Origin of the sequence: Klenkia terrae (assembly GCF_900491935.1) — a bacterium.
Lineage (GTDB): Bacteria > Actinomycetota > Actinomycetes > Mycobacteriales > Geodermatophilaceae > Klenkia > Klenkia terrae.
The window spans coordinates 4,600,164-4,622,539 of record NZ_UEXK01000004.1; the positions used below are offsets into that span (position 1 = coordinate 4,600,164).

The window sequence follows — 22,376 nt, forward strand, 5'->3', positions numbered from 1 at the left end:
CCCGACGACGACGCCCATCGACGGCACGGATACCGGTCATGGCCGATCGTGTGTTCCGGACCACATCGCGACTCCCTAGCCTGGCGGCCACAGCACCGGCCGGCGCCACGGCCGGTCCGGTTCCCCGAGGAGGCCTCGTGGTCGGTCCCGAGCACGGCACCGCAGTCCCCGACGGGACCCGCTGATGCCCGCGGTCGACTCGGTGCTGATCCAGGGCGGCGGGGTCGGGGGGCTGACCCTGGCCGCAGCGCTGGCCCAGCGCGGCGTCCAGGTCGACGTCGTGGAGGCGGTCGGGTCCGACGCCGTCCTCGGCGTGGGTCTGAACCAACCGAGCAACGTGCTGGCCGCCCTGGACGAGATCGGTGTGCGCCAGGCCTGCATCGACGCCGGCTTCCCCTTCGAGGAGCTGCTGCTCTGGAGCCCGGCCAGCGAACAGGTGGCCGCTATCCCGCCGCCCGCAGGGCTGTACGGCACGCCGTCCAACAACGCGATCAGCCGTCCGCTCTACAACGGCATCCTGCGCGAGGCCGCGGAGCGGGCCGGCGCCCGGATCCGCACCGGCGCCACGGTCTGGGAGCTGACCGAGGACGACGCCGGCGTGGAGGTGGAGCTGGCCACCTGGACCGGGAAGCGGACGGCGCCCCGGCGGGACGGCGGTGCCGACCGCCGTCGGTACGACCTGGTGGTCGGCTTCGACGGGGTCCGGTCGAGGATCCGCGAGCACCTCTTCGGCGACCGGTACGTCCCGGTGCCGACCGGGTTCGCGGTGTGGCGGGTCGTCATGCCGCGCCCGGCCGACGTCACGCACATCGTCATGGCGTTGAGCGGCGACGTGAAGGCCGTGCTGACCCCGACCAGCCGGACCGAGATGTACATCGCGCTGGTCAGCCCGGAGCCGGGCAACCCGCGGTACGAGCGCGCGGACTTCGCGCGGCTGGTCCGGGAGCGGATGACGTCGTTCTCCGGGCTGATCGGGCAGCTCCGCGACGGCATCACCGACGAGCAGTACGTCAGCTACGCGCCGCTGGAGTCGCTGATGGTCCGCGAGCCGTGGTTCCGCGGCCGCGTCGCGATCGCCGGCGACGCCGCGCACACCAGCCCTCCGCACCTGGCCCAGGGGGCGGCGATGGCCGTGGAGGACGCGGTGGTCCTCGCCGCCTCGCTGGATGAGCACACCTCGCTGCCCGACGCCCTGGACGCCTGGTACCTGCGCCGCCGCGACCGCGCCGCGTTCGTGGCCGACATGTCGCTGGCCCTGCTCAGGCAGGAGACCGGGAGCGAGCTGACGCCCGCGGACCTCGAGCTGCTGCAGATGGGCATCCCCGGCGCCCAGGCGAGGCTGGCGGCCCAGAGCTACTGAGCCGGCGCCCGTCCGGCGACGTCGGCGGCGAGCTCGAGGTCGGCGTCGCTGGTGAAGTAGTGGGGGGCGAAGCGGATGCCCGCCCCGCGCAGCGAGCAGCGGACCCCGCCGTCCAGCAGCGCCCGGTGCAGTACCGCCGGGTCGGTGCCGGGGCGGCCGGCGACCACGATCCCGGAGTGGGTGGCGGGGTCGGCGGCCCGGTGCACCTCCAGGCCGGCCGTCGCCAGCAGCGCCACGAGCCGGGCGGCGTTGGCCAGCACGGTCTCCTGGACGACGTCGCGGCCGAGCTCGTGCAGCAGCCCCACTGTGGCGCCCAGGCCGGCGATCCCGGCGGCGTTCTCGGTGCCCGACTCGAAGCGCCGGCCGTCGGTGGCCAGCTCGGGTTCCACCGTGAAGGCGAAGGGGTCGGCCACCGCCAACCAGCCGACGGTGGTGGGCCGCAGCCGGTCGCGGGCCCGCTCCGACAGGTGGACGAAGCCGATCCCGAAGGGCCCCAGCAGCCACTTGTGGGCGCTGACCGCGAGCACGTCGATCCCCTCGACGTCGACGGCCAGGGCCCCGACCGCCTGGGTGCCGTCCACCACGAGCAACGCGTCCCGGCCGCGGGCGATCTGGCTGAGCCTCGCCAGGTCGTGCCGGTGCCCGGAGGAGTACTGCACCGCGCTGATCGTCACCACCCGCGTGCGGTCGTCGACGAGTCCGGCCAGGGCGTCCAGGTCGGCCGCGCCCCCGCGCACCGGGGCCTCCCGCACCTCGACCCCGAGAGCCCGCAGCCCACGCCAGAGGTAGGAGTTGCTGGGGAACTCCTGGGCCGGCAGCACGACGTTGTCCCCCGGCCCCCACGGCAGACCGTTGGCGACCAGGGCCAACCCGGTCGTCGTGTTCTGGGTGAAGGAGATGCCGTCGGGACGGCCACCGACGAGGTCGGCCACCGCCGCCCGGACGACCTCCTGGTGGTCGCGCCACGCGGGCGCCGCAGCGATGCCGCCGTCCTGGTGGCCGGTGAGGAGGTCGACCACGGCCGCCCGGACCCGGGTCGAGACCAGGCCGACGGCAGCCGAGTCCAGGTAGGCCGTCGAGCATGCGCCCGGGTACAGCCTGCGGACGGAGTCGAGGACCTCGGGTCGCATCGACCCAGCATCTCGTGCGTCTCCCGGACAGGGAAGGTCGTCCTCGGGTGACACCAGCGCGGGCGCCGCGCAGGAGCGGCCGGGCGGCACGCCGGAGTGCGCGTCGACCCGGCCTCAGCCGCCCAGCCGGGTGGCGAGCCGACCCGCGAGCGCGTCGAGGGCGCCGGGGACCAGGGCGTAGTAGGCCCAGACACCCCGCTTGTCGCGGGTCAGCAGCCCGGCGTCGACGAGCACCTTGAGGTGGTGGGACACGGTCGGCTGGGACAGCCCGACCGGGTCGGTGAGGTCGCAGACGCACGCCTCCCCGCCCTCGTGCGCGGCGACCAGGGACAGCAGTCGCAGCCGCGTGGGGTCCGCCAGGGCCTTCATCGACCGGGCCAGCGCGGTGGCGTCCTCGACGCCGAGCGGTGCGGTGACGGGAGGGGCGCAGCACGCCGCGCCCGTCGCCCCGACCGGGGCATCGGCCGGGGCATCGGCCGACTGCAGGACGGTCGTGGCCATGCGGGACAGCATGCCGCAGCCATCGACGGGTGTCGATGTTGACGAGCCCTCCCGAGGGTGCCAGTCTCCCGACATCGACATCCGTCAATGCCTGGAGCGCGCTGTGCACACGACGAACGACGCCCTGCGGGACGAGGTCCGGTCCCGGTACGCGGCCGCGGCCAGGTCGGTCAGCGGGGGCGGCGACGCCGGCTGCTGCGCCCCGGCGACCGAGGCCGTCGAGGTCGACGACCGGTTCGGCGCCGCGCTCTACGACACCGCGACCACCGAGGGCCTGCCGACCGAGGCGGTGCTCGCCTCCCTGGGCTGCGGCAACCCGCTGGCCGTGGCCGACCTCCGCCCCGGTGAGCGGGTCCTGGACCTGGGCTCCGGCGGCGGCATCGACGTGCTGCTGTCCGCGCAGCGCGTCGGCCCCACCGGCTTCGCCTACGGCGTGGACATGACCACCGAGATGCTGGAACTGGCCCGCACCAACGCCGACCGTGCCGGAGCCACCAACGTGGAGTTCCGCCAGGGCACCATCGAGAACCTACCGCTGCCCGACGCCTCGGTCGACGTGGTCATCTCCAACTGCGTGGTCAACCTGTCCACCGACAAGCCCGCCGTCCTCGCCGAGGCCTTCCGGGTCCTGGCGCCCGGCGGTCGGGTCGGGATCTCCGACGTCGTCGCCGAGGACGACGTGTCCCCCGCCCAGCGTGCCGAGCGCGGCTCCTACATCGGGTGCGTCGCCGGCGCTCTGTCCCGCACCGAGTACCTGGACGGCCTGGCCGCGGCCGGCTTCGTCGACGCATCCGTGGACTTCACCCACGAAATCGCCCCCGGCCTGCACGGCGCCGTCGTGCGCGCCGCCAAGCCCTGACCCCGACACCCGAGAGGCACCCGCACCCCCGATGAGCGCCCCCCTGCACGAGGCCGCACCCCCGACCGGGACCACCACCGACGGACCTGTCCTGGCGCAGCTGTCCCGGCTGGACCGGTTCCTGCCGGTGTGGATCATCGCCGCGATGGCCGCCGGGCTGCTGCTCGGCCGCGCGGTCCCAGGGGTGGACGACGCCCTGGACGCCGTCCGCGTCGGGGACGTCAGCCTGCCCATCGCCGTGGGGCTGCTGCTCATGATGTACCCGGTGCTGGCGAAGGTCCGGTACACCGAGCTCGACCGGGTCACCGGCGACCGCAGGCTCCTGCTCGCGTCGCTGGCCCTGAACTGGCTGGTGGGCCCGGCGCTGATGTTCGCCCTGGCGTGGGCGCTGCTGCCCGACCAGCCCGAGTACCGCACCGGCCTGGTCATCGTCGGGCTGGCCCGCTGCATCGCCATGGTGCTCATCTGGAACGACCTGTCCTGCGGGGACCGCGAGGCCGCCGCCGTCCTGGTGGCGATCAACTCGGTCTTCCAGGTCGTCGCGTTCGCCGCCCTGGGGTGGTTCTACCTGCAGGTGCTCCCCGGGTGGCTGGGTCTGCCGACCACCTCGGCGGACGTCAGCGTCTGGACCATCGTCGTCTCCGTTCTGGTGTTCCTCGGCATCCCGCTCGTCGCCGGCTACCTCACCCGCACCGTCGGCGAGCGGGCGAAGGGCCGCGACTGGTACGAGGCCCGCTTCCTGCCCAGGATCGGCCCGGTCGCCCTGTACGGGCTGCTGTTCACGATCGTCGTGCTCTTCGCCCTGCAGGGCGACGCGATCACGAGCAACCCCTGGGACGTCGCCCGGATCGCCCTGCCGCTGCTGGCCTACTTCGCGCTGATGTTCGGCGGGTCGTTCCTGCTCGGCATGCGCCTGCGGATGGGCTACGCGAAGACCGCCACGCTAGCGTTCACGGCCGCGGGCAACAACTTCGAGCTGGCCATCGCCGTGGCGATCGGCACCTTCGGCGTCACCTCCGGGCAGGCCCTGGCCGGGGTCGTCGGCCCGCTGATCGAGGTCCCGGTGCTCGTCGCGCTGGTCCACGTGTCGCTGTGGGCGGCACGGCGGTTCTTCCCGGGTGACCCGACCGCGCCCGCCGCACGGACCGCGACCACGGCGTCGACCCGATGACCGCCGTCCTCTTCGTCTGCGCACGCAACGGCGGGAAGTCGCAGATGGCCGCGGGCCTGCTGCATGCCACCGCCCCGGACTGGGCGGTGGAGTCCGCCGGCACCGATCCCGGGAGCAGGCTCAACGCGGAATCCGTGGCGTCCCTCGCCGAGGTCGGCGTCGACATCAGCGGCGGTCGGCCCCAGCCGGTCACGGCGCAGTTGCTGGCCGCCGCCGACGTCGTGGTCACGCTGGGCACCGAGGCCCGCATCCCGGCCGACCTGGTCGCCGGCGCACCCGGCACCGCGTTCGAGACCTGGGTGACCGACGAGCCGTCCGCCCGCGGCATCGAGGGCCTGGACCGCATGCGGCTGGTGCGCGACGACATCTCCGCGCGGGTGGCCGACCTGCACCGGCGACTCCGGCAGCGCTAGCGCCTCGGCGGGGTCAGGTCGCCGCAGCCAGCGGGCGCGCCCCGGTGTCGGCTGCACCCAGGTCGGCCGGCGGTGCGGGGCGGCCGAAGATCCAGCCCTGGCCGGCCCCGCCGAGTGGTCACGGGGTGTAGGTCACCTGCGCGGCGATCTGGAGGACCTGGTCATGGGTGAGGACGCCCGGGGCCTGGAAGAACAGGACGAGCCCACCGGGCAACTCGGCCTCGAGGATCCACATCCGTGGTCCGTCGGGGTCGGCCGACGACCCGTCCGGCACGGAGACGAGCTCGCCCGGCCGCCCGTCGACGACGACCTGCTCGATCGGCTCCCCCTCGCTGTAGCCGCGGAGGTCGGGCTCCGTGCTGCCGCGCCACCGCTCCAGGATGCTGGCGCCGATGCGGTTCTCGAACGAGGGTGCGGTGTCGCTGATGAGCGTCAGGGACGTGTTGTCCTCGTAGCTGGACACCGACCACCCCGCCGGCGCCAGACGCACCTGCAGCGGCACCGGCTGGGGTCGGTCCACGATGGACTCCCCCACCGACACCACCGCCTCGGCGGTCGCCCAGTCGTCCTCCCCGTAGACCTGGACCCACATGCCGTCGGGTCGCTGCCAGGTGAGCTGGGCGAAGGACTCCGCGCAGAGTTCGTCGGGGGTCCGGGACTGCCCGGGCGTGGACGGTGCGTAGCCGCACAGCGGGCTGTCGTAGTCACCGGAGAGCAGATCGCCCTGCACCCCGCCGACCGCCACCTGCGACTCGGTGGTCTGCGCACCGGTGCCCTCCTGCGCCCCGGGCGGCAGGATCCGCGGGTCGCCGGGGCTGACCCGGTAGATGAACCCCGGGTCGTCGGCTGCCTGGTAGGTGGCGACCCACACGACGGGCTCTGGGTAGCCGAACAGGGTCAGTCCCCCGGACATGCTCAGAACCCGGGTGAGACCGGCCGGCTCCGGGTCGAGCGAGTACGGGAAGGACACCTCACCGGTCGTGGCCAACGCCAACCCCCCGGGCGGGGCCTCCAGCGGACCGAGGTCGGCCGGGGGCCCCGTCGGAGCTGCCGGTGTGGTGACGGCGGGGTCGGTCGGGGTGGGGGCCGCCGTGCCGCCGGGCCCGGTCGGACCCCGCCCACTGGTGGCGACGACCAGCGCGACGACGCCGACGGCCGCGGTGGCCAGCAACGGGACACCGCGACGGAGCAGCCGCCGGGCGCCCGACCGCCGCACCGGGTGGAGCCGGGCCTCGTGCGCGTCGGCGACCAGTTGCCTCGCTGCCAGCACCGACGCGGGTTCGGACGCCGTCCGCCCGGCGTCGTCCCCGGTGGTCGTCCCCGCCTGGATCTCGCGCAGCAGGACGTCCGGGAGGGCGGGCAGGTCCTCGTCGCGGAAGCCGGCCGCAGCCGCCAGGCGGGCGTCGAGCTCGCGGTCGCTGTCACCGGTCATGGTCGGCCTCCTCGAGGTCGGTTGCGGGGTGGACGACGGTGATGGACAGCGCCTGCTTGAGGCGGGCGCGGGCCCGGTGCAGCCGGACGCGGGTGGCCGCCGGGCTCAGGCCCAGCGCGACCGCTGCCTGGGAGGGGGTGAGTCCTTCCCAGGCGACGAGCGACACCAGTTCCCGGTCGGCGTCCGGCAGACCGGCCATCGCCGCCCGCACCGGCGCGTAGTCCTCCCCGACGGCCGGGTCGGGGATGGTCCCGACGACGAACGCGTCGGCGAGCTTGGCCCCCAGCCGGGTGGCCCGGGCGGCGCTGCGGTCGATGTCGGCCAGGCAGCGTCGGGCGATGCCGAACAACCAGGGCCGCACCTCGTCGGGGTCCACCGGGGTGTCGGCCCGGCGCCGCCAGGCCACCGTGTAGGTCTCGGCGACCGCGTCGTGCGCGTCGTCGGGCGACGCGGCCCGGCGCAGGGCATAGCCCAGCACCGCCGAGCCCGTCGACCGGTACAGCGCCTCGAAGGCAGCCCGGTCGGGTCGGTCACTCGACGGCCGCGGCACGGGCTCCCTCATGGCGGTCACACATCTACATGGCCGGCAGGGCCCCCAGCGTTACAGCCGGTGCGACCAGGGACCGCCCCGGGTGGGGTCAGTGGTCGTCGGTGGCGCGGGAGTCGGTGAGGGTGAGGGCGCCGTAGGTGGCGACGACGCCGGCGGCCAGCAGGCGGCGAGGTCCGCCTCGTCCGCGAGGACGGGTCGCTGCTCGGCGTACGCCGTCGGGCACGGTCCCTCCCCCGCGGTGTACTGCAGCCGCTCCGCCCGACCGGCCGCCTCGGCGCAGGCCGCAGCCAACCGCTGCGGCACGAGCTCCGTAGCCGGCGACCCCTCTGCGGACGCCGCCATCGCAGCACCGAACACGTCGAGCACGTCGCTCTCACCTCACCGATGTGCACGGACGGCGCGCCACCACCCTGGACGCCCCGACCGCATCTGCCTTCCGAGAAGTCGGGTTCCCCGTGCGGTCGTCCGGCCGACACCGGGTGAGGTGGCCGCCGACCCCCGGCGCCCGAGACTGCGGACGGCGGAGGACGCCACGACCCGACGTCCGACCGGACACACCCCACGGGGTGAGCCGGGCTGCCTGGGCGTCAGTGCGGTGCCCTGCCTGCCGACACCGTGGGGGTGCTCGTCCACCCCAGCCTGCGCGCCCGCCATCCCCGTCGCGCAGCCCGCACCGCCGCCGGCGTCCTCGGCGTCGGCGCCTCCGTCCTGGCCGGGTTCGCCTGGTTCGACCCCGCCACCCCCACCGTGGACCAGCGGTGGGCGAGCTGGGCGGTCGCCCTGCTGGCCGCAGCGCTGGCGGCGTGCTGCCTGCGCATCGATCCCCACCGCAGCGACCGGCTGGGGCTGCTGACCGCGGCCCCCGCACTGGGCGCGGTGCTCGTGTGCGTCCAGGCCTGGCACACCGGCGACGTGTCCGCCTCGGTCCAGGTCTTCCTGGCCCTCCCCGTGGTCGCAGCGGCCACCCAGCTGCGCGCCGGCGGCGCCGGCGTCGCCGTCGCCACCGCCGTCGTCGGGGACCTCGTGCTGACGCTGCACCTGATGCCCACCGGCGCCGCGCTGACCGACGTGGTCTTCGTCGGCACGACCCTGGCCGTTGTGGCCGCCGTCCTCGTCCGGCTGGAGGACGCCCAGGCCGCCGACAAGGCCGAGCTCGCCCGGCTCGCCGCGGTCGACACCCTCACCGGCCTGGTCACCCGCCGGGTGCTGGACGACGCCCTCGCCACCGCGTTGAGCTCTGCCGCCTCCGCCCAGGGCACCGCGCTGATCCTGGTCGACGTCGACGAGTTCAAGGCGATCAACGACGGCCACGGCCACCCCGTCGGCGACGACGCCCTGCGGCACCTGGCCGCGGTGCTGGCCCGGTCCGTCCGCGAGGACGACGCCGTGGTGAGCCGGATGGGCGGCGACGAGCTCGCCGTCCTGCTCCCCGGCTGCTCCGCCGACGTCGCCGCCACCCGGGCCGACGACCTGGTGAACGCCGTACGGGCAGCCCCGCTGCCGCTGGCCGACGGCACCGTCCTGCCGATCACCATCAGCGTCGGCGTCGCCCAGGTGCCGCGCCACGCGGTGGGCCTGCGCGAGCTGTACGCCGCCGCCGACGCCGCCCTCTACACCGCCAAGCGCGCCGGACGGGACCGCTGGGCCACCGCGGCCGCCTAGTCGACGTGTCCCGCCCCGCTCCGCCAGCCGGGGACGGAGCCCTGACGCCCGACGAGCAGCGCCGCCACCGACGGCGCCGCTCGTCGGCCGGTCAGACCGGCACCCTGTCGAGGAAGCCGTGCACGGCCACGATGCGCCCGGACGCGTCCAGCACGGCGACGTCGAAGCCGGCGACCGGAGCCTCCGCAGTGCCCTCCGGTCCGAGCTCCCAACCGAACCGGACCTGGTCGTGGTGCCCGTCGGCCGGCCCGGCCGGGCGGAACGTGAAGCCCGGGAACTGGCCGTGCACCGCGCCGATGGCCTCGACGAGGGCCTCGCGGCCGGTGACCGCCATGAGCGGGTCGACGTAGGACACGTCGTCGGCGAAGACCGCCGTGGCGACGGTGGCCCGGGCTTCGGGGTCGGTGGTGTTCCAGACCTGCAGGTACTGGTCGGCGACGTGCGTGGGGTCCACGGCGTTCTCCTCGGGTTCGGTCGGCGGGCGGTCCCGCCGAGCGCCCGACCAGCGTCGCGCTCCCGGCGCTGCACGGCGATGACGCGCGGGGTAACGGCGCCTGGTGAGCTCAGCGGGCGTCGTCGAGAGCCCGCACCGCCGCCGCGGTCGCGGCATCGGCGGGCAGGAACGCCTCGATGCTGAGCTCCGCGGCCGTGATGTCGACGGCGGTGCCGAACACGGTGACGGTGCTGAGGAAGGTGAGCAGACCGTCCCCGTGCCGGATCTTCAGCGGCACCGCGACCGCGCCGGGCGGAGCAGGCTCCACCCCGCCGGGCAGCGCGGTCAGCTCGGCGTGCAGGGCCACGAGATGGGGGTCGGCGGTCAGCCGCGCCTCGCGGGCCAGGCGGTGCAGGACGTGGCCGCGCCACTGCGCGAGGTTGCGGATGCGGGGTGCGACGCCCTCGGGGTGGAGGCTCAGGCGCAGCACGTTGACCGGCGGCTCCAGCAGCTCCGGGGCCGCCCCCGCCGTGAGCAGGGCGACGGCCGCGTTCCCGGCGACGAGCTCCCAGCGACGGTCGACGGCCAGCGCAGGGTGCGGGCGGTAGCCGTCCAGGACCAGCTGCACGGCGTCCCGCACCGGCGTCATCCGTGTGTCCTGCAACGGCCGCTCGCCGTAGGCGGGGGCGTACCCGGCGGCGAGCAGCAGCTCGTTGCGGGCGCGGAGCGGCACCTCGAGCCGGTCGGCCAGGTGCAGCACCATCTGGCGGCTGGGCCGGGACCGTCCCGTCTCGAGGAAGCTCAGGTGCCGGGTCGACACCTCCGCCTCGTTGGACAGCTCGAGCTGGCTGAGCCGTCGTCGCTGCCGCCACTGCCGCAGCAGTGCGCCGACGTCCGCCCGCTCCCCCAGCTCCGTCACGGTGCCAACGCTAGCCAGATCGGTGCGGCGACGGCATGACCTCAGTGGTCATCGACCGGGCGCCCGCTCCAGCGCGCCCGGGCCGGTGGGTGGCCGGCGGTCCTCGGTCCGGTCGTGCCGTGGAAGACCTCGCACACCACCACTGATGAGTTCCACCGCGCGGCCGCGCTCGTCAGGGGTGCTCAGCGGGGAAGGTCGTCAGCCGCTGCTCGAGGTGCTCCACCAGGCCGTCCCACATGATGTGGGCGATCCAGAGATCCCAGCGGCCGTCGTCACCGGGCCGCGGGGGGACGTGGCCGCACCTGACCATCCCCACCTCGGCCCAGCCGGGGTCCCGCTTCCTGAGCCGGAACGGGATGCAGGCCGCGGGTCGACGACCGAGGGCGGCGGGATCGTCGGGCTCCCAGCCGTGCCAGCCCGACGCCGCCGGCAGACCGGCCACGACGTCGGGCGGCGGGACCTCGCGGCCCACCCAGGCCAGCCGTTCCAGCACCGGTGACACGGTGCGCGCGAACGGGTCCTCGAGCAGCTGCACGACCCGGAGCACGGCGACCAGCCCGTTGCCGGCCGTCCAGGCGAGTGCTGCCCCGGCCTCGAGGTCGGTCACGTCGCGCCAGGGCCGGCGGATCGCTTTCCGCCCCGGCTGCGGCCCGGTCAGCTGCTCCCGCAGGGAAGCCAGCGCGGCTGCACGAGCGGCCACTGCCGCTGGGCCGGACCCGCGCCAGCGGTCCACGTCGACCCCGGAGTCGATGACCTCCAGGGCCCGCGACCGCACCTCGACCGCTAGCCGGCCGCAGCTGGACTGGGTGGCGGCCAACGCCAGCCAGAAGACCGGTTCCTCCTCCGGCGGGAGTCCCGCCCACTCGGTGGTGCAGCGCGCGGTGGCCTCGTCGTCGGGGACCCGGTCCTCGAGCATCCGGCGGTAGACGTCCCGCACGTCGCAGGCCAGGTCGTCGTCGAACAGGGCCGGCCCACCCGCGCTCACGGTCGTCCACCCCGATCGCGATCCGCCACGGGTCGAGGATCTCAGTCAGGGCGGCGGGGCGGTCGCGGTGGTCGCCGGACCGGGCTGTCGAGACTTTCTCCACCGTCGCTCAACCTGTGCGGTCGGGAGCGCGTCTTGATGGGTGGGAGCGCATCAGCGCTGCGACTGGATGGGGTGGGATGCGCGCCGACGATCGCGATGACTTCACGGCGTTCGTCCGTGAGCGGTCACCGAACCTCATGCGGGTTGCGTTCCTACTCACCGGGGACCGTGGCCTGGCCGAGGACCTCCTGCAGACCTCGCTGGAGAAGACCTCGAGGCACTGGCACAAGATCCGGGAGCCCGACGCCGCCTACGCCTACGTGCGGCGGGCGATGGTCAACACCCACATCTCCTGGCGACGCCGCCGCACCGTCCCCGAGGTGTTGCTCGAGGACCTGCCCGACCGCGCGCCCGACCCCGGACCTCACCCACCGGCCCGGTCCGGTGCGGCACTGGCTGCACTGGCCGGCCTGCCGCCCCGCATGCGCACCGTGATCGTCCTGCGCTTCTACGAAGGACTCAGCGAAGCCGACACCGCGGCCGCCATGGGCAGCTCCCTGGGCTCGGTGAAGAGCCAGGCATCGCGCGGGCTCGCTCGCCTGCGCGTCGAACTCGACGAACCCACCCACTCCTTCGCCTCCGGGAAGACACAGCCATGAACACCTCGGACCTGCAGCGCGCCCTGCACGCCGACGCCGAACTCGCCGGTCCCCCGCCGATCGACCTGATGGACCGCATCGAGGACGTCGGTCGCAGCCGTCGCCGTCGCCGCACCGGGGTGGTCGCGACCGTCCTGGCCGCCGCGCTCATCGCGGTCGCCGTCCCGACCACGGTGGCGTTGGTCGACGGCACCGACCGCAGCAGCGTCGCCGGACCCGACGCCGTCCAGCTCCACGACGGCCCCACCCGGGGATCCCTCGCCCAGGACACCGCGCTGGTGGCTGCGGTGGCCGACCTGTCCTGGCCGGCCGCCGCACCGGATGACTCGACGGGGGTCGAGGTCGACCCACCAGCCGGCGCCCGCCACGTCGTGTTCCTGGGCGACGTCGCCGGCACCCGCTACGCGCTGGTCACCGGCGAGGTCGACGGCGGCCTCTGGGCCTCCTGGTTCACCGCACCCGTGGGCGGCGACGCCGCCACGTTCGGTCTCGCCGGCCAGCCGAAGTTCGTCACGGGGACCGACCCGCTGGCCTTCACCGACACCACCGTCACGACACCCGTCGTCCTGGTCGTCGCTGCACCCGGGGACCGCGTCGACTTCTCCGACCGGGCCGTGCTCACAGCAGGCGGCTCCATCACCCGCACCTACACCCCGGGCGAGCAGCTCGGGGACGGGATGGCAGCCATGACCACGAGCCCGGGCGAGATCACCGCGGTGAGCGTCCGGGTCACCCGGGACAGCGTCGTCGTCTACCGATCGCGACCCGACGTCGACGGTGACCTGCGCGTGTTCGGCACGGCCGACCCCGTCTCCCCCGACGAGACAGCCCAGGTCGCCGACCCCCGCGGTCTGGCCGGCACCGTCGACCCGGCCCTCGTCAGCGGCGCCCTGGCCGACATCGCCAGCCCCCTGCAGGTGCCGCTGGGAGAGCTGCAGCCCACCTTGCTCTGGGCCGGGGCCATCCCCGGGCCGGCCGGCTACACCAGCACCGCGGTGGTCGTCGGCATCACCGCACCCAGCGGGGCGTCCATCGCCTACGGCATCGCCTTCAGCGGTCCCGGCGACGGGTCCTACGGCATCTACCTCGCCGGCTGGGAGACCTACGACAGGGACCACCCGCTCCTGGACCAGGCCCAGTTGCTGCGCGCCACCGTCAGCGACGGCACAGCCACCGGCCAGCCGGTCACATCGCTCCTGCTGCTCAGCCCGGTCAACGCCACCGGCACCATGGAGGCGGCACTGGGCTCCCCCGACGGCGAGGTCACCGAAGCCACCGACGGCGCACTGCTGCTGCCCGGCGACACCGACACCTCCAGCGCTGTCCTCCTGGACGTGACCACCGGCCAGACCATGGCCGAGGCCCAGCTCATGCGGTCCGACTACGTCGACCACTACGACTACGGCACCGGGCCGAGGTGACCGGGGCACCCGTTGCTGCCGTCGGGTGGGAGGACCCGAGCAGCTCGGCGGCAGAAGAGGTCGACGCCCTCCACGAGCTCAGCGCTTCGCTGTCCCACGACGCCTGAGCCCACTCCGCACCGTTGGACGATGATCGTCAGTGCGCAATCGGGTCCACAGTCACGAATCCTTCGGTCCAGGCCATCGCATCTACGGTGTCTCGTCCGCCAGGGAGCAGTCCGCTGCGGCCGACGTCGAGTTGACCCCGCACAGCTCGCCCTCGACGGGATTCGGGTGCTCCTGGCCCTCGACCGGCCGCATGTGCCACAGCAGGGACACCGAGTCATCCACCCGACGAGGTCCGCACGGGTCGATCCACCGGAGGCGACCGTCTACCGGGACGAGCCCCAGCCGGCCGGGGGTGCCGGCTGCTCGAGCAGCACCCGTTCCCCGGCGTCCCGCACCCGGACCGTGGACGGTCGCCGTGCGGAGGTCGACACGACCACCCAGCCCAGCGGGGCCACGACCGGACGCCGGACGACGTGACCGTCCTGCTCCACCTCGACGGAGGCGGCCGCGGTGCCGACCTCGCCCCACAGCGCGATCAGGCCCGTCCCGCCGACCGCGCCCGACAGGTCGGCGTGGTCGGCGGGGACGTAGACCCTGGTCAACGCCGCCTCCTCCCAGCCGCCGGCTCCGCCGCCCGGCCCGGTGTCCCAGAGCTCGCCTCTGCGCTCGAACAGCTCCACGTCGACCTCCGTGCGCGCCGGTTCGTCGTCCTCGGCCGGCCGGCGGCGCAGGTGCAGCACGGCGGCGGTGTCCGGGCCCGACCACCACGACACCGGCACGGACTCCCCGTCACCCAGCTGGTCGGGGATCGCGGGCAGCCCGTGCTCGAGCACCCACGAGCTCCACGCGCCGGAGAACCGGTCGTCGAAGGAAGGAGGCTGCACGGTCGCAGGGTGCCAGTGCGCGGGCGTGCACCGGGGCGACAGCAGCACCCCGCAGGGGTCCGGCGAAGCCTCGGTCACCGTGCTCGGACGCCCGCCGGCCTGGCCAGGTCGGTCGCTCAGCCGCAGACGGCGAGGAGGGTGAGCCCGTCTGCAACGGCGCGGAGGAGACGGGAGGACTCCACGGTCAGGCCAGCGGCCGGTCGCTGCGCCCGGGTGCCCCGGCGGCGAGCTGGACGGCGCTGACCACCAGGGCGAAGTGGCTGAACGCCTGCGGGACGTTGCCGAGCTGCCGCCCGGTGGCAGGGTCCCACTCCTCCGACAGCAGCCCCAGGTCGTTGCGGCAGCCGAGGAGCCGCTCGAACAACGCCTCGGCCTCGTCCCGCCGGCCGGCCCCGTGCAGGGCGTCGACCAGCCAGAACGAGCAGGCCAGGAAGACCCCCTCGCCGCCGGGCAGGCCGTCGTCGGCCGAGGCGTTGCGGTAGCGCAGCACCAGTCCGTCCGACGTGAGCTCTCGCAGGACGGCGTCGACGGTCGCGACGACCCGGGGGTCGTCACCGGGCAGGAAGCCGACCCGCGGGATCAGCAGCAGGGCGGCGTCGAGGTCGGTCGAGCCGTAGGACTGCACGAACCGGCCGTCGACCACCCCCTTCTCCAGCACCTCGGCGTGGATGGTGTCCCGCAGCTCCTCCCACCGGTCGACCGGGCCGGGCAGGTCGTACGCGCGGGCGCCGCGGACCATGCGGTCGGCGGCCACCCAGCACATGACCTTGGAGTGCACGAAGTGCCGCCGGGCGCCGCGCATCTCCCACAACCCGTTGTCCGGTTCGCGCCAGCGGTCCGCCAGGTGCTCCATCAGTGCGGTCTGCAGGTCCCAGGCCGCCTCGGTGGGGGCCAGAGAAGCCTCCCGGGCCAGGTGCAGGCCGTCGAGGACCTCCCCCCAGACGTCGAGCTGCAGCTGGTCGGCCGCTGCGTTGCCGGTGCGCACCGGGGTCGAGCCCTCGTAGCCGCTCAACCAGGGCAGCTCCAGCTCCGGCAACCGCCGGGTGCCGTCGATGCCGTACATGATCTGCAGGTCCGCCGGCTTGCCGGCCACCGCCCGGAGCAACCAGTCCCGCCACGCCCCCGCCTCCGCCGTGTGACCGGCGGCCAGCAGCGCCTGCAGCGTGTAGGTCGAGTCCCGCAACCAGCTGTACCGGTAGTCCCAGTTGCGCGGGCCGCCCAGCTGCTCGGGCAGCGACGTCGTCGGGGCGGCGACGATGCCCCCGGTCGGTGCGTAGGTCAGCGCCTTGAGGGTGATCAGCGAGCGGGTGACCGCCGGGGCGTACCGGCCACCCACCCGGTCGCCGCCGGCCACCCAGTCCTCCCAGAAGTCGACGGTGCCCCTGAGCGCCTCCTCCGCGTCGACCGGGGTGGGGGCCGGTTCGTGCCCGGGGGTCCAGGTGAGCACGAACGGCACCCGCTCACCGGCGCGCACGGTGAACTCCGAGACCGACGCCCACTCGTGGCCGACGACCGGCGCTGAGGTACGCAACCAGAGCGCGTCCGGACCGGCCAGCGCCTGGACCTGGCCCTCGCGGTGCCGCACCCAGGGCACCACCCGGCCGTAGTCGAACCGGATCCTCAGCTCCCCCCGCATGTCCACGGTCCCGGACACGCCCTCCACCATCCGGACGACGTCGGGTGCGGTCCCCCGTGGTGGCATGAAGTCGACGACGCGGACCTCGCCGTCGGGCGTCGTCCAGGTCGTCTCGAGCACGAGGGTGTCGCCGCGGTACCGGCGGCTGGTGCACACCCCGCCGCCGGCCGGGGCGAGCAGCCAGCGGCCCGCGTCCGGGGTGTCCAGCAGCGCGGCGAAGCAGGCGGGCGAGTCGAACCGCGGGAAGCACAGCCAGTCGATCGACCCCTCAGTGCTCACCAGCGCGGCGGTCTGCAGGTCGCCGAGCAGGGCGTAGTCCTCGATGCGGGGCATGGGTGCAGGGTCGGCTCGCGACGGGCGGGGGAAACCACCCGGCGGCTGGACGTTGCCTGGCAGTCCGCCCGGGACCGGCATGGCGCCCCGCACACCGGGTAGCTGGGCGCCGGGCGTCGTCCGCGCGCCCGGCCAGCGGTCGCCCCGACCGTCGTGAACGGAGTCCCTCGTGCCCATCCTCGACGGCAAGACCCTGATCGTCACCGGCGGCAACAGCGGGATCGGGGCGGCGATCGTCGTCGCCGCGGCCGCGGAGGGCGCCGACATCGTGATCGACTACGTGGCCCACGAGGACGCCACCGAGAAGATGATCTCCACCATCGAGGCGGCCGGGGGCAGGGCCGTCGGGGTGGAGGCCGACGTCAGCAAGCCGGCCGACCTGCGCAGGATGGTGCAGACCGCGGTGGACACCTTCGGCCGGCTGGACGTGCTGGTCAACAACGCCGGGATCGAGACCAGGACGTCGATCCTGGACACCACCGAGGAGGACTACCAGAAGGTGCTGGACGTGAACCTGAAGAGCGCCTTCTTCGGCACCCAGGTCGCGGCCAAGCAGTTCATCGCCCAGGGCACTCCCGGGCTGGTCCTCAACATCTCCTCCGTGCACGAGGAGTGGCCGATGCCCGGCAACGTGGCCTACTGCGTGAGCAAGGGCGGCACCCGGATGCCCACCCGCACCGCCGGGGTGGAGCTGGGCGAGCACGGCATCCGGGTGGTCAACATCGCCCCGGGCGCGGTGCAGACGCCGATCAACGCCGGCACGATGGCCGACCCGGACAAGATGCACGCCCTGCAGCAGGCCATCCCCGTCGGCCGGATGGCCGCCCCGGAGGAGATCGCCGACATGGTCGTCTTCCTCGCCTCCGGCAAGGCCTCCTACATGACCGCCACCACCGTGTTCATCGACGGCGGAATCATGCAAGGCAGCGTCGGCCTCTAGAGGTCAGACCGTCACCTGTTGTCCGCGGTGGCGAAGAAGCGCCGGTGCTGACGTTCTACGTCGAGCCTTCGGCCAATTTGCAACTTCTTGAGCGACAGTCTCGCTGGATTATCACAGATGTCACGGTAGCGCAGGAATCGGTTGCCTCGCCGCAGCCGGGTGGACGCGCACGGGGGGCCGCTCACCCGCGATGTGAGCGGCCAGCGGAAGTCGGTACCCAGCCATCGGCCGCGGAGCGGTCCCCCACGTTCTCCAAAGATGTCAAAGCATCCGTATGCCCCGGGTCCGGGGGATGGAAGCACTCACCCATGACGGTCCACCGTCAAGCCGCCTCGCTGCACCCGGCTTTTTGACCTGGGCCGAGGACGCGAGGTACAGTTCCGTTTCTCCGTAGCAACGATGACGAACCAGGAGGTGCATATGCTCCAGAATGAGACTGATTTGAGCGCACCTCCCGGCGGTTTCCCAGCTCGAATTGTCCGCCCTGCTTCGCTCGCGACGTCGGATGTCGCGGTCAGCGTCATCTCCGGCTGCGGCCAGGAGGCGCTCGCAGCGAGCCTTGAGGCTCGCGGTCTGCGCGGTTTGGACATTCTTCGTCGCAGCGTAGACAGGGCCCCGCCGCGTATCTCCTGACTCCCGTACGGGAGTCGCGACAGTCCTTGACGCATCGCCGGACCGGCAGTGCGTCTGTTTCTGCTTGCACCGGGAGTTTGCTATGTCCGCAATCGATGATGTCACTGCGCCCGTAGGCCCGCCCGATACCGGGTGGGAGCCGTATCGGACGGTGCTGGAGAAGCAGCGGGCACGATGCCTGGAGGAGGCCCGTTCCACGGCTGAGGCTTTGGGACAGGCACCGTTGGACACCGTGCTGAGGGCTCGGCGCGCCTCTGTCGGGAGCACCCTGGAGCAGATCTCTCAAGCTTTGGAGCGGCTCACTGCAGGCACGTTCGGGGCGTGCCTGCGATGCGGGCGGGCTATTCCTGGTGAGCGGCTGGAAATTCGGCCTTACACCCCTACGTGCGTGGCCTGCAGCTAGCCGCATCACTTTATCTCGTGCGGACCACTGAGTGTCCCGCACCATTCTAGAGCGCTGGCCGCACCGGTCGCTGAATTCACGTGCGTCGGTTGATCGGGCCTGTCCTCATGCACTTGTTATGGCCTGGCCGGTGTCGTGGCCGACGGTGCTCCTTTTTCGTGTCAGAAAGGGCGTCTCATGAAAGACGTTTCTGTTGTGGGAGATGCCGGGCAGTCGATCCGCCCTGACCATGTGGCGGTCATCGGTGCGGGCGTGGTGGGCTTGTCCACGGCTTGGTTCTTGCAGGACAACGGCGTGCAGGTCACTGTCTATGACAAGGCCGGTGCTGGTGGGGGCGCCTCGTGGGGCAACGCGGGGTGGCTGACGCCGAGCCTGGTGGCCCCGCTGCCTGAGCCGGCGATGCTGCGGTACGGCATCCGGGCAGTGCTGGATCGCCGGTCTCCGGTGTTCGTGCCGTTGCGTGCCGATTGGGGTCTGGCCCGGTTCATGGCCGGCTTCCTGCGCGCCAGCACGTCCGCGCAGTGGCGAGCCGGGATGGCTGGTTTGGTGTCGCTGAACCGCTGGGCGCTGGATGCCTTCGATGTGCTCGCCGACGGCGGTGTTCAGGCCCCGACCCACGAGGCCGAGCCGTTCCTGGCCGCTTACCGCACCACAGCCGGCAGGGACGCACTACTCCGAGAGGTCAAGCACCTGGCTAGCGCCGGTCAACCCGATGTGCAGGCAACGGCATTGACCGGAGACCAGGCCCGCGCGATGCAGCCCATGCTGTCCCGGGAGATCGGCGCAGCGGTGCAGCTGCACGGGCAGCGGTATATCCATCCCCCGGAGTTCTTGCGGTCATTGGCGCAGTCGGTGGTCCATCGCGGCGGCCATCTCGTCGAGGGCGTCCCCGTCACCGACCTGGTAGCGCAGCCGGGCGGGGTGGTGGTGCAGACCCCGTCGGGCGAGCAGCGCTTTGATGCCTGCGTGGTGGCTACTGGCGCGGAGTTGCCGCGACTGGTCCGGCGCTTCGGCGTCCGCCAGCCGTTGCAGGCCGGCCGCGGGTACAGCTTCAGTGTCCCGGTCGAGCAGGTACCGGCTGGGCCGCTGTACTTCCCTGAGCAGCGGGTGGCCTGTACGCCGCTGGGCGGTCGGCTGCGGGTGGCCGGGATGATGGAGTTCCGCCAACCCGACGCAGCACTGGACCCCCGCCGGATCCGTGCCATCGTCGACGCGGTGCAACCGCTGCTCACCGGTGCCGACCTGGACGACCGGCGTAGTGAATGGGTGGGGTCCCGGCCGTGCACGGCCGACGGCCTTCCGTTGATCGGTGCCACTAGCTGCCCCCGCATCCATGTCGCCGGAGGGCACGGCATGTGGGGGATCACCTTGGGTCCGGTCACCGGGCTGGTCATGGCCGAATCCCTAGTCAAAGGTCAACCAGCGGCGGGCCTGGAGGCGTTCGACCCGTTGCGCTGAGCCCTGCGCGCACACGTCACCCAGTCCTGGCCCGGCTCGACCGCAGCTGGCACCCCGCACAGGTGTCCACACGTCCCACACCGGTTCCCGTCGTCGGGCGGTTCACCACGCCGAGCACAACCCGGCGGGACCGACCCCGCCGGCGCCAGGACATGCGGGCTGCCGCACGCGAACCGCAACGGTCTCCTCGAACGTTGGCGCTAGGCCAGCGGCGACCCACTTGTCTCGTCCTCGTCCTGCGTCTCATGGCGCGGGTCTTCACTGCGCGCTGCGCTGGAGGCATCTCATGCGTACGTCCTCACTGCTTGGTCCCTTGCCCTCCCCCGACCTGCTGTTGGAGGTGGTCGTCCTGCCGATGGACGACAGCGGGCGGGTGGTGGTCAAGGCCGTCGGCGAAGTCGACGCCTACTCCGCGCCGCTGCTACGGGCCGCGATCATGATCGCCTTGCGACGCCGCGGCTTGCAGACACTGATCGTGAACCTGTGCGGGATCAACTTCATGGGCGCCGCAGGCGCGACCTGCCTGGCCATGGCCGACCGTCGGAGCCGGGCCCGGGGTGTGCGCATGGTGGTCAGCCACCGCGGCCAGCGAGCGTTGATGCGGCCACTGCAGCTGACCGGGTTGCTGAGGTTGCTAGCCCCGGAGTCGAGGGCCGAGCCAGGCATGTGGCCTCGGCCGAAAGTGCCCGGGCAGGCGCGGCCCATGACGGCCGTCGCCGCCGCCCCAAGGCTGCGGCTCACCCAGCTCGGTGCCCGATGACGCGCGCCCGAGCAGTCCGCGGCACCGATCGACACGACCCCGACACCGCCCAAGATGCTCCAACATTAAGCGGAAGGGCCAGGACTGCTGCCTCTGGCGCAGCTCACCACCTTGCCTTCCCCGCAGTCACCACCGCAGTCGAGCAGGCTCAGCTGCACGTCCTGGCATCGGCGTTGACAGACCAGGCCGGCTGCCGGCCCGATGGGTGCGGCCGAGGTCACGCCCCGTGGAGTGGTGTAAATCGTTGGCACCGTGCTGGGTCAGCTTCGGTTGATCATGCTGGGATGGCGGCTCCGGTGTCGATTCCCTGGATGGGTGATGTGGCGGGGTCGGCGACGGGTGCGCCGATGGCCGCCGGAGGCGGCGTGGGGCGGTCGACGAGTGCGGTCATGGAGGCCTCAGCGAGGTAGCGGCGGTCGCCGGCGGCCCATTCGTCGTGGGCCTCGATGAGCACGCAGGTGGTCAGGCGCAGCAGGGCTGCGTCGTTGGGGAAGACCCCGACGACGTCGGTGCGGCGCTTGATCTCCTTGTTCAGCCGCTCCAAGGGGTTGGTGGACCAGATCTTGCGCCAGTGCGCGGTCGGGAAGCCAGCGAAGGCCAGGACGTCTTCGCGGGCTGCGTCCATGACGGCGGACACCTTGGGGTGGCTGGCGGCCAGGGTGGCGGCGACGGAGTCCCACTGGGCGGCCACCCCGTGCGCGGTGGGTTGGGCGAAAACGGTGCGGTAGGCGGCGGTGATGACCTCCCCGTCGGTCTTGGGGACGTGGGCGAGCAGGTTGCGGGCGAAGTGCACCCGGCAGCGCTGCCACGACGCTCCCGACATGGCAGCCGCGATTGCCTTCTTCAGGCCTTCATGGGCGTCGGAGATGACCAGCTGCACCCCACCCAGCCCGCGGCGCTTGAGGCCGGTGAGGAACGCCTTCCAGAACGCCTCGTCCTCGGAGTCCCCGACGTCGACGCCGAGGACCTCGCGGTGACCGGATGCGGTGACGCCGGTAGCGATGACCACCGCCCGGGACACCACCCGGTGCCCGACGCGGGCCTTGCAGTAGGTGGCGTCCAGGAACACGTACGGGTAGGGCTGCTCGCCCAGCGGCCGGTCCCGGAACGCGGCGACTTCGATGTCGAGGTCGGCGCAGATCCGCGACACCTGGGACTTGCTGATGCCCGATGCCGCACCCAGGGCCTGGATCAGGTCGTCGACCTTGCGGGTCGACACCCCGTGCACGTAGGCCTCGGCGATCACGGCGTAGAGGGCCACGTCGACCCGGCGGCGACGCTCGAGCAGGCTGGGGTAGAACGATCCCGCCCGCAGCTTGGGGATCTGCAGCTGCAGGTCCCCCGCGGTGGTGGCCAGCGTCTTGGGCCGGGTCCCGTTGCGCACCGCGACCCGGTCGTGGGTGCGCTCGTAGCGGTCGGCGCCGATGGTGTGGGCTGCCTCGGCGTCGATGAGCTGCTGGTAGGCGTGTTCGGCGATCCGCCAAACCCGGTCGGACTCGGTCGTGTCGTGCAGTTCCGCGAGCAGGGTGAGCAGGGCAGACTGGTCGGAGGTCATCGCGCGTTGTGTCCTTCTGGTGAGTTCCTTGAAGCGGGTCTCACTGACCATCGCGCGATGGCCGCCACAACTTGATCATCTTCCCGTCATCGGTCACGACGACGAGCGAGACGATCACCGGGGCGGCTCCGGGATCTACACCACTCCGTGGGACGTAACTTGCGGCCGATGGATGATCGAGGTGCACGG

The 22,376-nt window shown here is 72.9% G+C and carries 23 protein-coding genes; 11 read left to right on the forward strand and 12 right to left on the reverse strand.

What is annotated here, in order from left to right:
* The first annotated feature begins 184 nt into the window (after positions 1–184).
* Entirely contained in the window at positions 185–1,360 is a 1,176-nt protein-coding gene (locus LFA75_RS22830) for an FAD-dependent monooxygenase (protein WP_225235869.1), read from the forward strand.
* Here the strand turns inward: LFA75_RS22830 and LFA75_RS22835 are convergent.
* Positions 1,354–2,490, reverse strand: a complete 1,137-nt coding sequence (locus tag LFA75_RS22835; protein WP_225235870.1) for an aminotransferase class V-fold PLP-dependent enzyme — start codon at positions 2,488–2,490, stop codon at positions 1,354–1,356. The genes LFA75_RS22830 and LFA75_RS22835 overlap by 7 nt on opposite strands.
* Positions 2,491–2,604: 114 nt before the next feature.
* Positions 2,605–2,991, reverse strand: coding sequence for an ArsR/SmtB family transcription factor (locus LFA75_RS22840; RefSeq protein ID WP_225235871.1), 387 nt, complete (start codon positions 2,989–2,991; stop codon positions 2,605–2,607).
* A 103-nt stretch (positions 2,992–3,094) separates the two neighbouring features.
* Between LFA75_RS22840 and arsM the strand changes: the two genes are divergently transcribed.
* Genes arsM through LFA75_RS22855 form a run of 3 tightly spaced genes read left to right on the forward strand, consistent with a single transcriptional unit; the run spans position 3,095 to position 5,434 of the window.
* On the forward strand, positions 3,095–3,850 hold the full coding sequence (gene arsM, locus LFA75_RS22845) for an arsenite methyltransferase (protein WP_225235872.1): 756 nt from the start codon (positions 3,095–3,097) through the stop codon (positions 3,848–3,850).
* Positions 3,851–3,881: 31 nt separating this feature from the next.
* Positions 3,882–5,021, forward strand: coding sequence for an ACR3 family arsenite efflux transporter (gene arsB, locus LFA75_RS22850; protein ID WP_318250059.1), 1,140 nt, complete (start codon positions 3,882–3,884; stop codon positions 5,019–5,021).
* Positions 5,018–5,434: an arsenate-mycothiol transferase ArsC gene (locus LFA75_RS22855; protein WP_225235873.1), complete on the forward strand. Its 417-nt coding sequence runs from the start codon at positions 5,018–5,020 to the stop codon at positions 5,432–5,434. The genes arsB and LFA75_RS22855 overlap by 4 nt, the downstream gene beginning before the upstream one ends.
* Positions 5,435–5,552: 118 nt before the next feature.
* Here the strand turns inward: LFA75_RS22855 and LFA75_RS22860 are convergent, their stop codons facing one another.
* The 3 genes from LFA75_RS22860 to LFA75_RS23955 all read right to left on the reverse strand — a co-directional run bounded on the left by LFA75_RS22860 (position 5,553) and on the right by LFA75_RS23955 (position 7,639).
* On the reverse strand, positions 5,553–6,866 hold the full coding sequence (locus LFA75_RS22860; protein WP_225235874.1) for a hypothetical protein: 1,314 nt from the start codon (positions 6,864–6,866) through the stop codon (positions 5,553–5,555).
* Entirely contained in the window at positions 6,856–7,428 is a 573-nt protein-coding gene (locus LFA75_RS22865; RefSeq protein WP_225235875.1) for an RNA polymerase sigma factor, read from the reverse strand. The genes LFA75_RS22860 and LFA75_RS22865 overlap by 11 nt, the downstream gene beginning before the upstream one ends.
* A 76-nt stretch (positions 7,429–7,504) precedes the next feature.
* Positions 7,505–7,639: a hypothetical protein gene (locus tag LFA75_RS23955; RefSeq protein ID WP_263639411.1), complete on the reverse strand. Its 135-nt coding sequence runs from the start codon at positions 7,637–7,639 to the stop codon at positions 7,505–7,507.
* Between the two features lie 398 nt (positions 7,640–8,037).
* Here LFA75_RS23955 and LFA75_RS22870 point away from each other — a divergent pair, with 398 nt between their 5' ends.
* A complete protein-coding gene (locus LFA75_RS22870; protein WP_225235876.1) occupies positions 8,038–9,078 on the forward strand; it encodes a GGDEF domain-containing protein in 1,041 nt (346 codons plus the stop codon).
* Between the two features lie 91 nt (positions 9,079–9,169).
* Here LFA75_RS22870 and LFA75_RS22875 read toward each other — a convergent pair whose 3' ends face one another.
* From LFA75_RS22875 to LFA75_RS22885, 3 genes are all read right to left on the reverse strand, one after another.
* Positions 9,170–9,532, reverse strand: coding sequence for a nuclear transport factor 2 family protein (locus LFA75_RS22875; protein WP_225235877.1), 363 nt, complete (start codon positions 9,530–9,532; stop codon positions 9,170–9,172).
* Positions 9,533–9,641: 109 nt separating this feature from the next.
* A complete protein-coding gene (locus tag LFA75_RS22880; RefSeq protein ID WP_225235878.1) occupies positions 9,642–10,430 on the reverse strand; it encodes an MmyB family transcriptional regulator in 789 nt (262 codons plus the stop codon).
* 172 nt (positions 10,431–10,602) lie between these two features.
* Positions 10,603–11,415: a hypothetical protein gene (locus LFA75_RS22885; RefSeq protein WP_225235879.1), complete on the reverse strand. Its 813-nt coding sequence runs from the start codon at positions 11,413–11,415 to the stop codon at positions 10,603–10,605.
* Between the two features lie 179 nt (positions 11,416–11,594).
* Between LFA75_RS22885 and LFA75_RS22890 the strand changes: the two genes are divergently transcribed.
* Together LFA75_RS22890 and LFA75_RS22895 are read left to right on the forward strand one after the other, a co-directional pair.
* Positions 11,595–12,116 (forward strand): SigE family RNA polymerase sigma factor, encoded by a 522-nt coding sequence (locus tag LFA75_RS22890; RefSeq protein ID WP_225235880.1) that lies wholly within the window; start codon positions 11,595–11,597, stop codon positions 12,114–12,116.
* Positions 12,113–13,537, forward strand: coding sequence for a hypothetical protein (locus tag LFA75_RS22895; protein ID WP_225235881.1), 1,425 nt, complete (start codon positions 12,113–12,115; stop codon positions 13,535–13,537). The genes LFA75_RS22890 and LFA75_RS22895 overlap by 4 nt, the downstream gene beginning before the upstream one ends.
* Positions 13,538–13,726: 189 nt before the next feature.
* Here the strand turns inward: LFA75_RS22895 and LFA75_RS22900 are convergent, their stop codons facing one another.
* The 3 genes from LFA75_RS22900 to LFA75_RS22910 form a co-directional block, all read right to left on the reverse strand.
* Positions 13,727–13,867: a hypothetical protein gene (locus LFA75_RS22900; protein WP_225235882.1), complete on the reverse strand. Its 141-nt coding sequence runs from the start codon at positions 13,865–13,867 to the stop codon at positions 13,727–13,729.
* 41 nt (positions 13,868–13,908) lie between these two features.
* The gene (locus tag LFA75_RS22905) at positions 13,909–14,469 is read right to left on the reverse strand and encodes a hypothetical protein (RefSeq protein ID WP_225235883.1); all 561 of its coding nucleotides are present in this window, start codon (positions 14,467–14,469) and stop codon (positions 13,909–13,911) included.
* Between the two features lie 184 nt (positions 14,470–14,653).
* Positions 14,654–16,438: a glycoside hydrolase family 15 protein gene (locus LFA75_RS22910; protein WP_225235884.1), complete on the reverse strand. Its 1,785-nt coding sequence runs from the start codon at positions 16,436–16,438 to the stop codon at positions 14,654–14,656.
* 169 nt (positions 16,439–16,607) lie between these two features.
* On the opposite strand from LFA75_RS22910, the gene LFA75_RS22915 reads away from it, so the two are divergent.
* From LFA75_RS22915 to LFA75_RS22930, 4 genes are all read left to right on the forward strand, one after another.
* Positions 16,608–17,378: a glucose 1-dehydrogenase gene (locus LFA75_RS22915; RefSeq protein WP_225235885.1), complete on the forward strand. Its 771-nt coding sequence runs from the start codon at positions 16,608–16,610 to the stop codon at positions 17,376–17,378.
* Between the two features lie 715 nt (positions 17,379–18,093).
* A complete protein-coding gene (locus tag LFA75_RS24220; RefSeq protein WP_225235886.1) occupies positions 18,094–18,414 on the forward strand; it encodes a TraR/DksA family transcriptional regulator in 321 nt (106 codons plus the stop codon).
* 177 nt (positions 18,415–18,591) lie between these two features.
* Entirely contained in the window at positions 18,592–19,872 is a 1,281-nt protein-coding gene (locus LFA75_RS22925; RefSeq protein ID WP_225235887.1) for an NAD(P)/FAD-dependent oxidoreductase, read from the forward strand.
* Between the two features lie 313 nt (positions 19,873–20,185).
* On the forward strand, positions 20,186–20,632 hold the full coding sequence (locus LFA75_RS22930; protein ID WP_225235888.1) for an STAS domain-containing protein: 447 nt from the start codon (positions 20,186–20,188) through the stop codon (positions 20,630–20,632).
* Positions 20,633–20,906: 274 nt separating this feature from the next.
* Here LFA75_RS22930 and LFA75_RS22935 read toward each other — a convergent pair whose 3' ends face one another.
* The gene (locus tag LFA75_RS22935; RefSeq protein ID WP_225235889.1) at positions 20,907–22,187 is read right to left on the reverse strand and encodes an IS256 family transposase; all 1,281 of its coding nucleotides are present in this window, start codon (positions 22,185–22,187) and stop codon (positions 20,907–20,909) included.
* Positions 22,188–22,376: the final 189 nt, after the last annotated feature.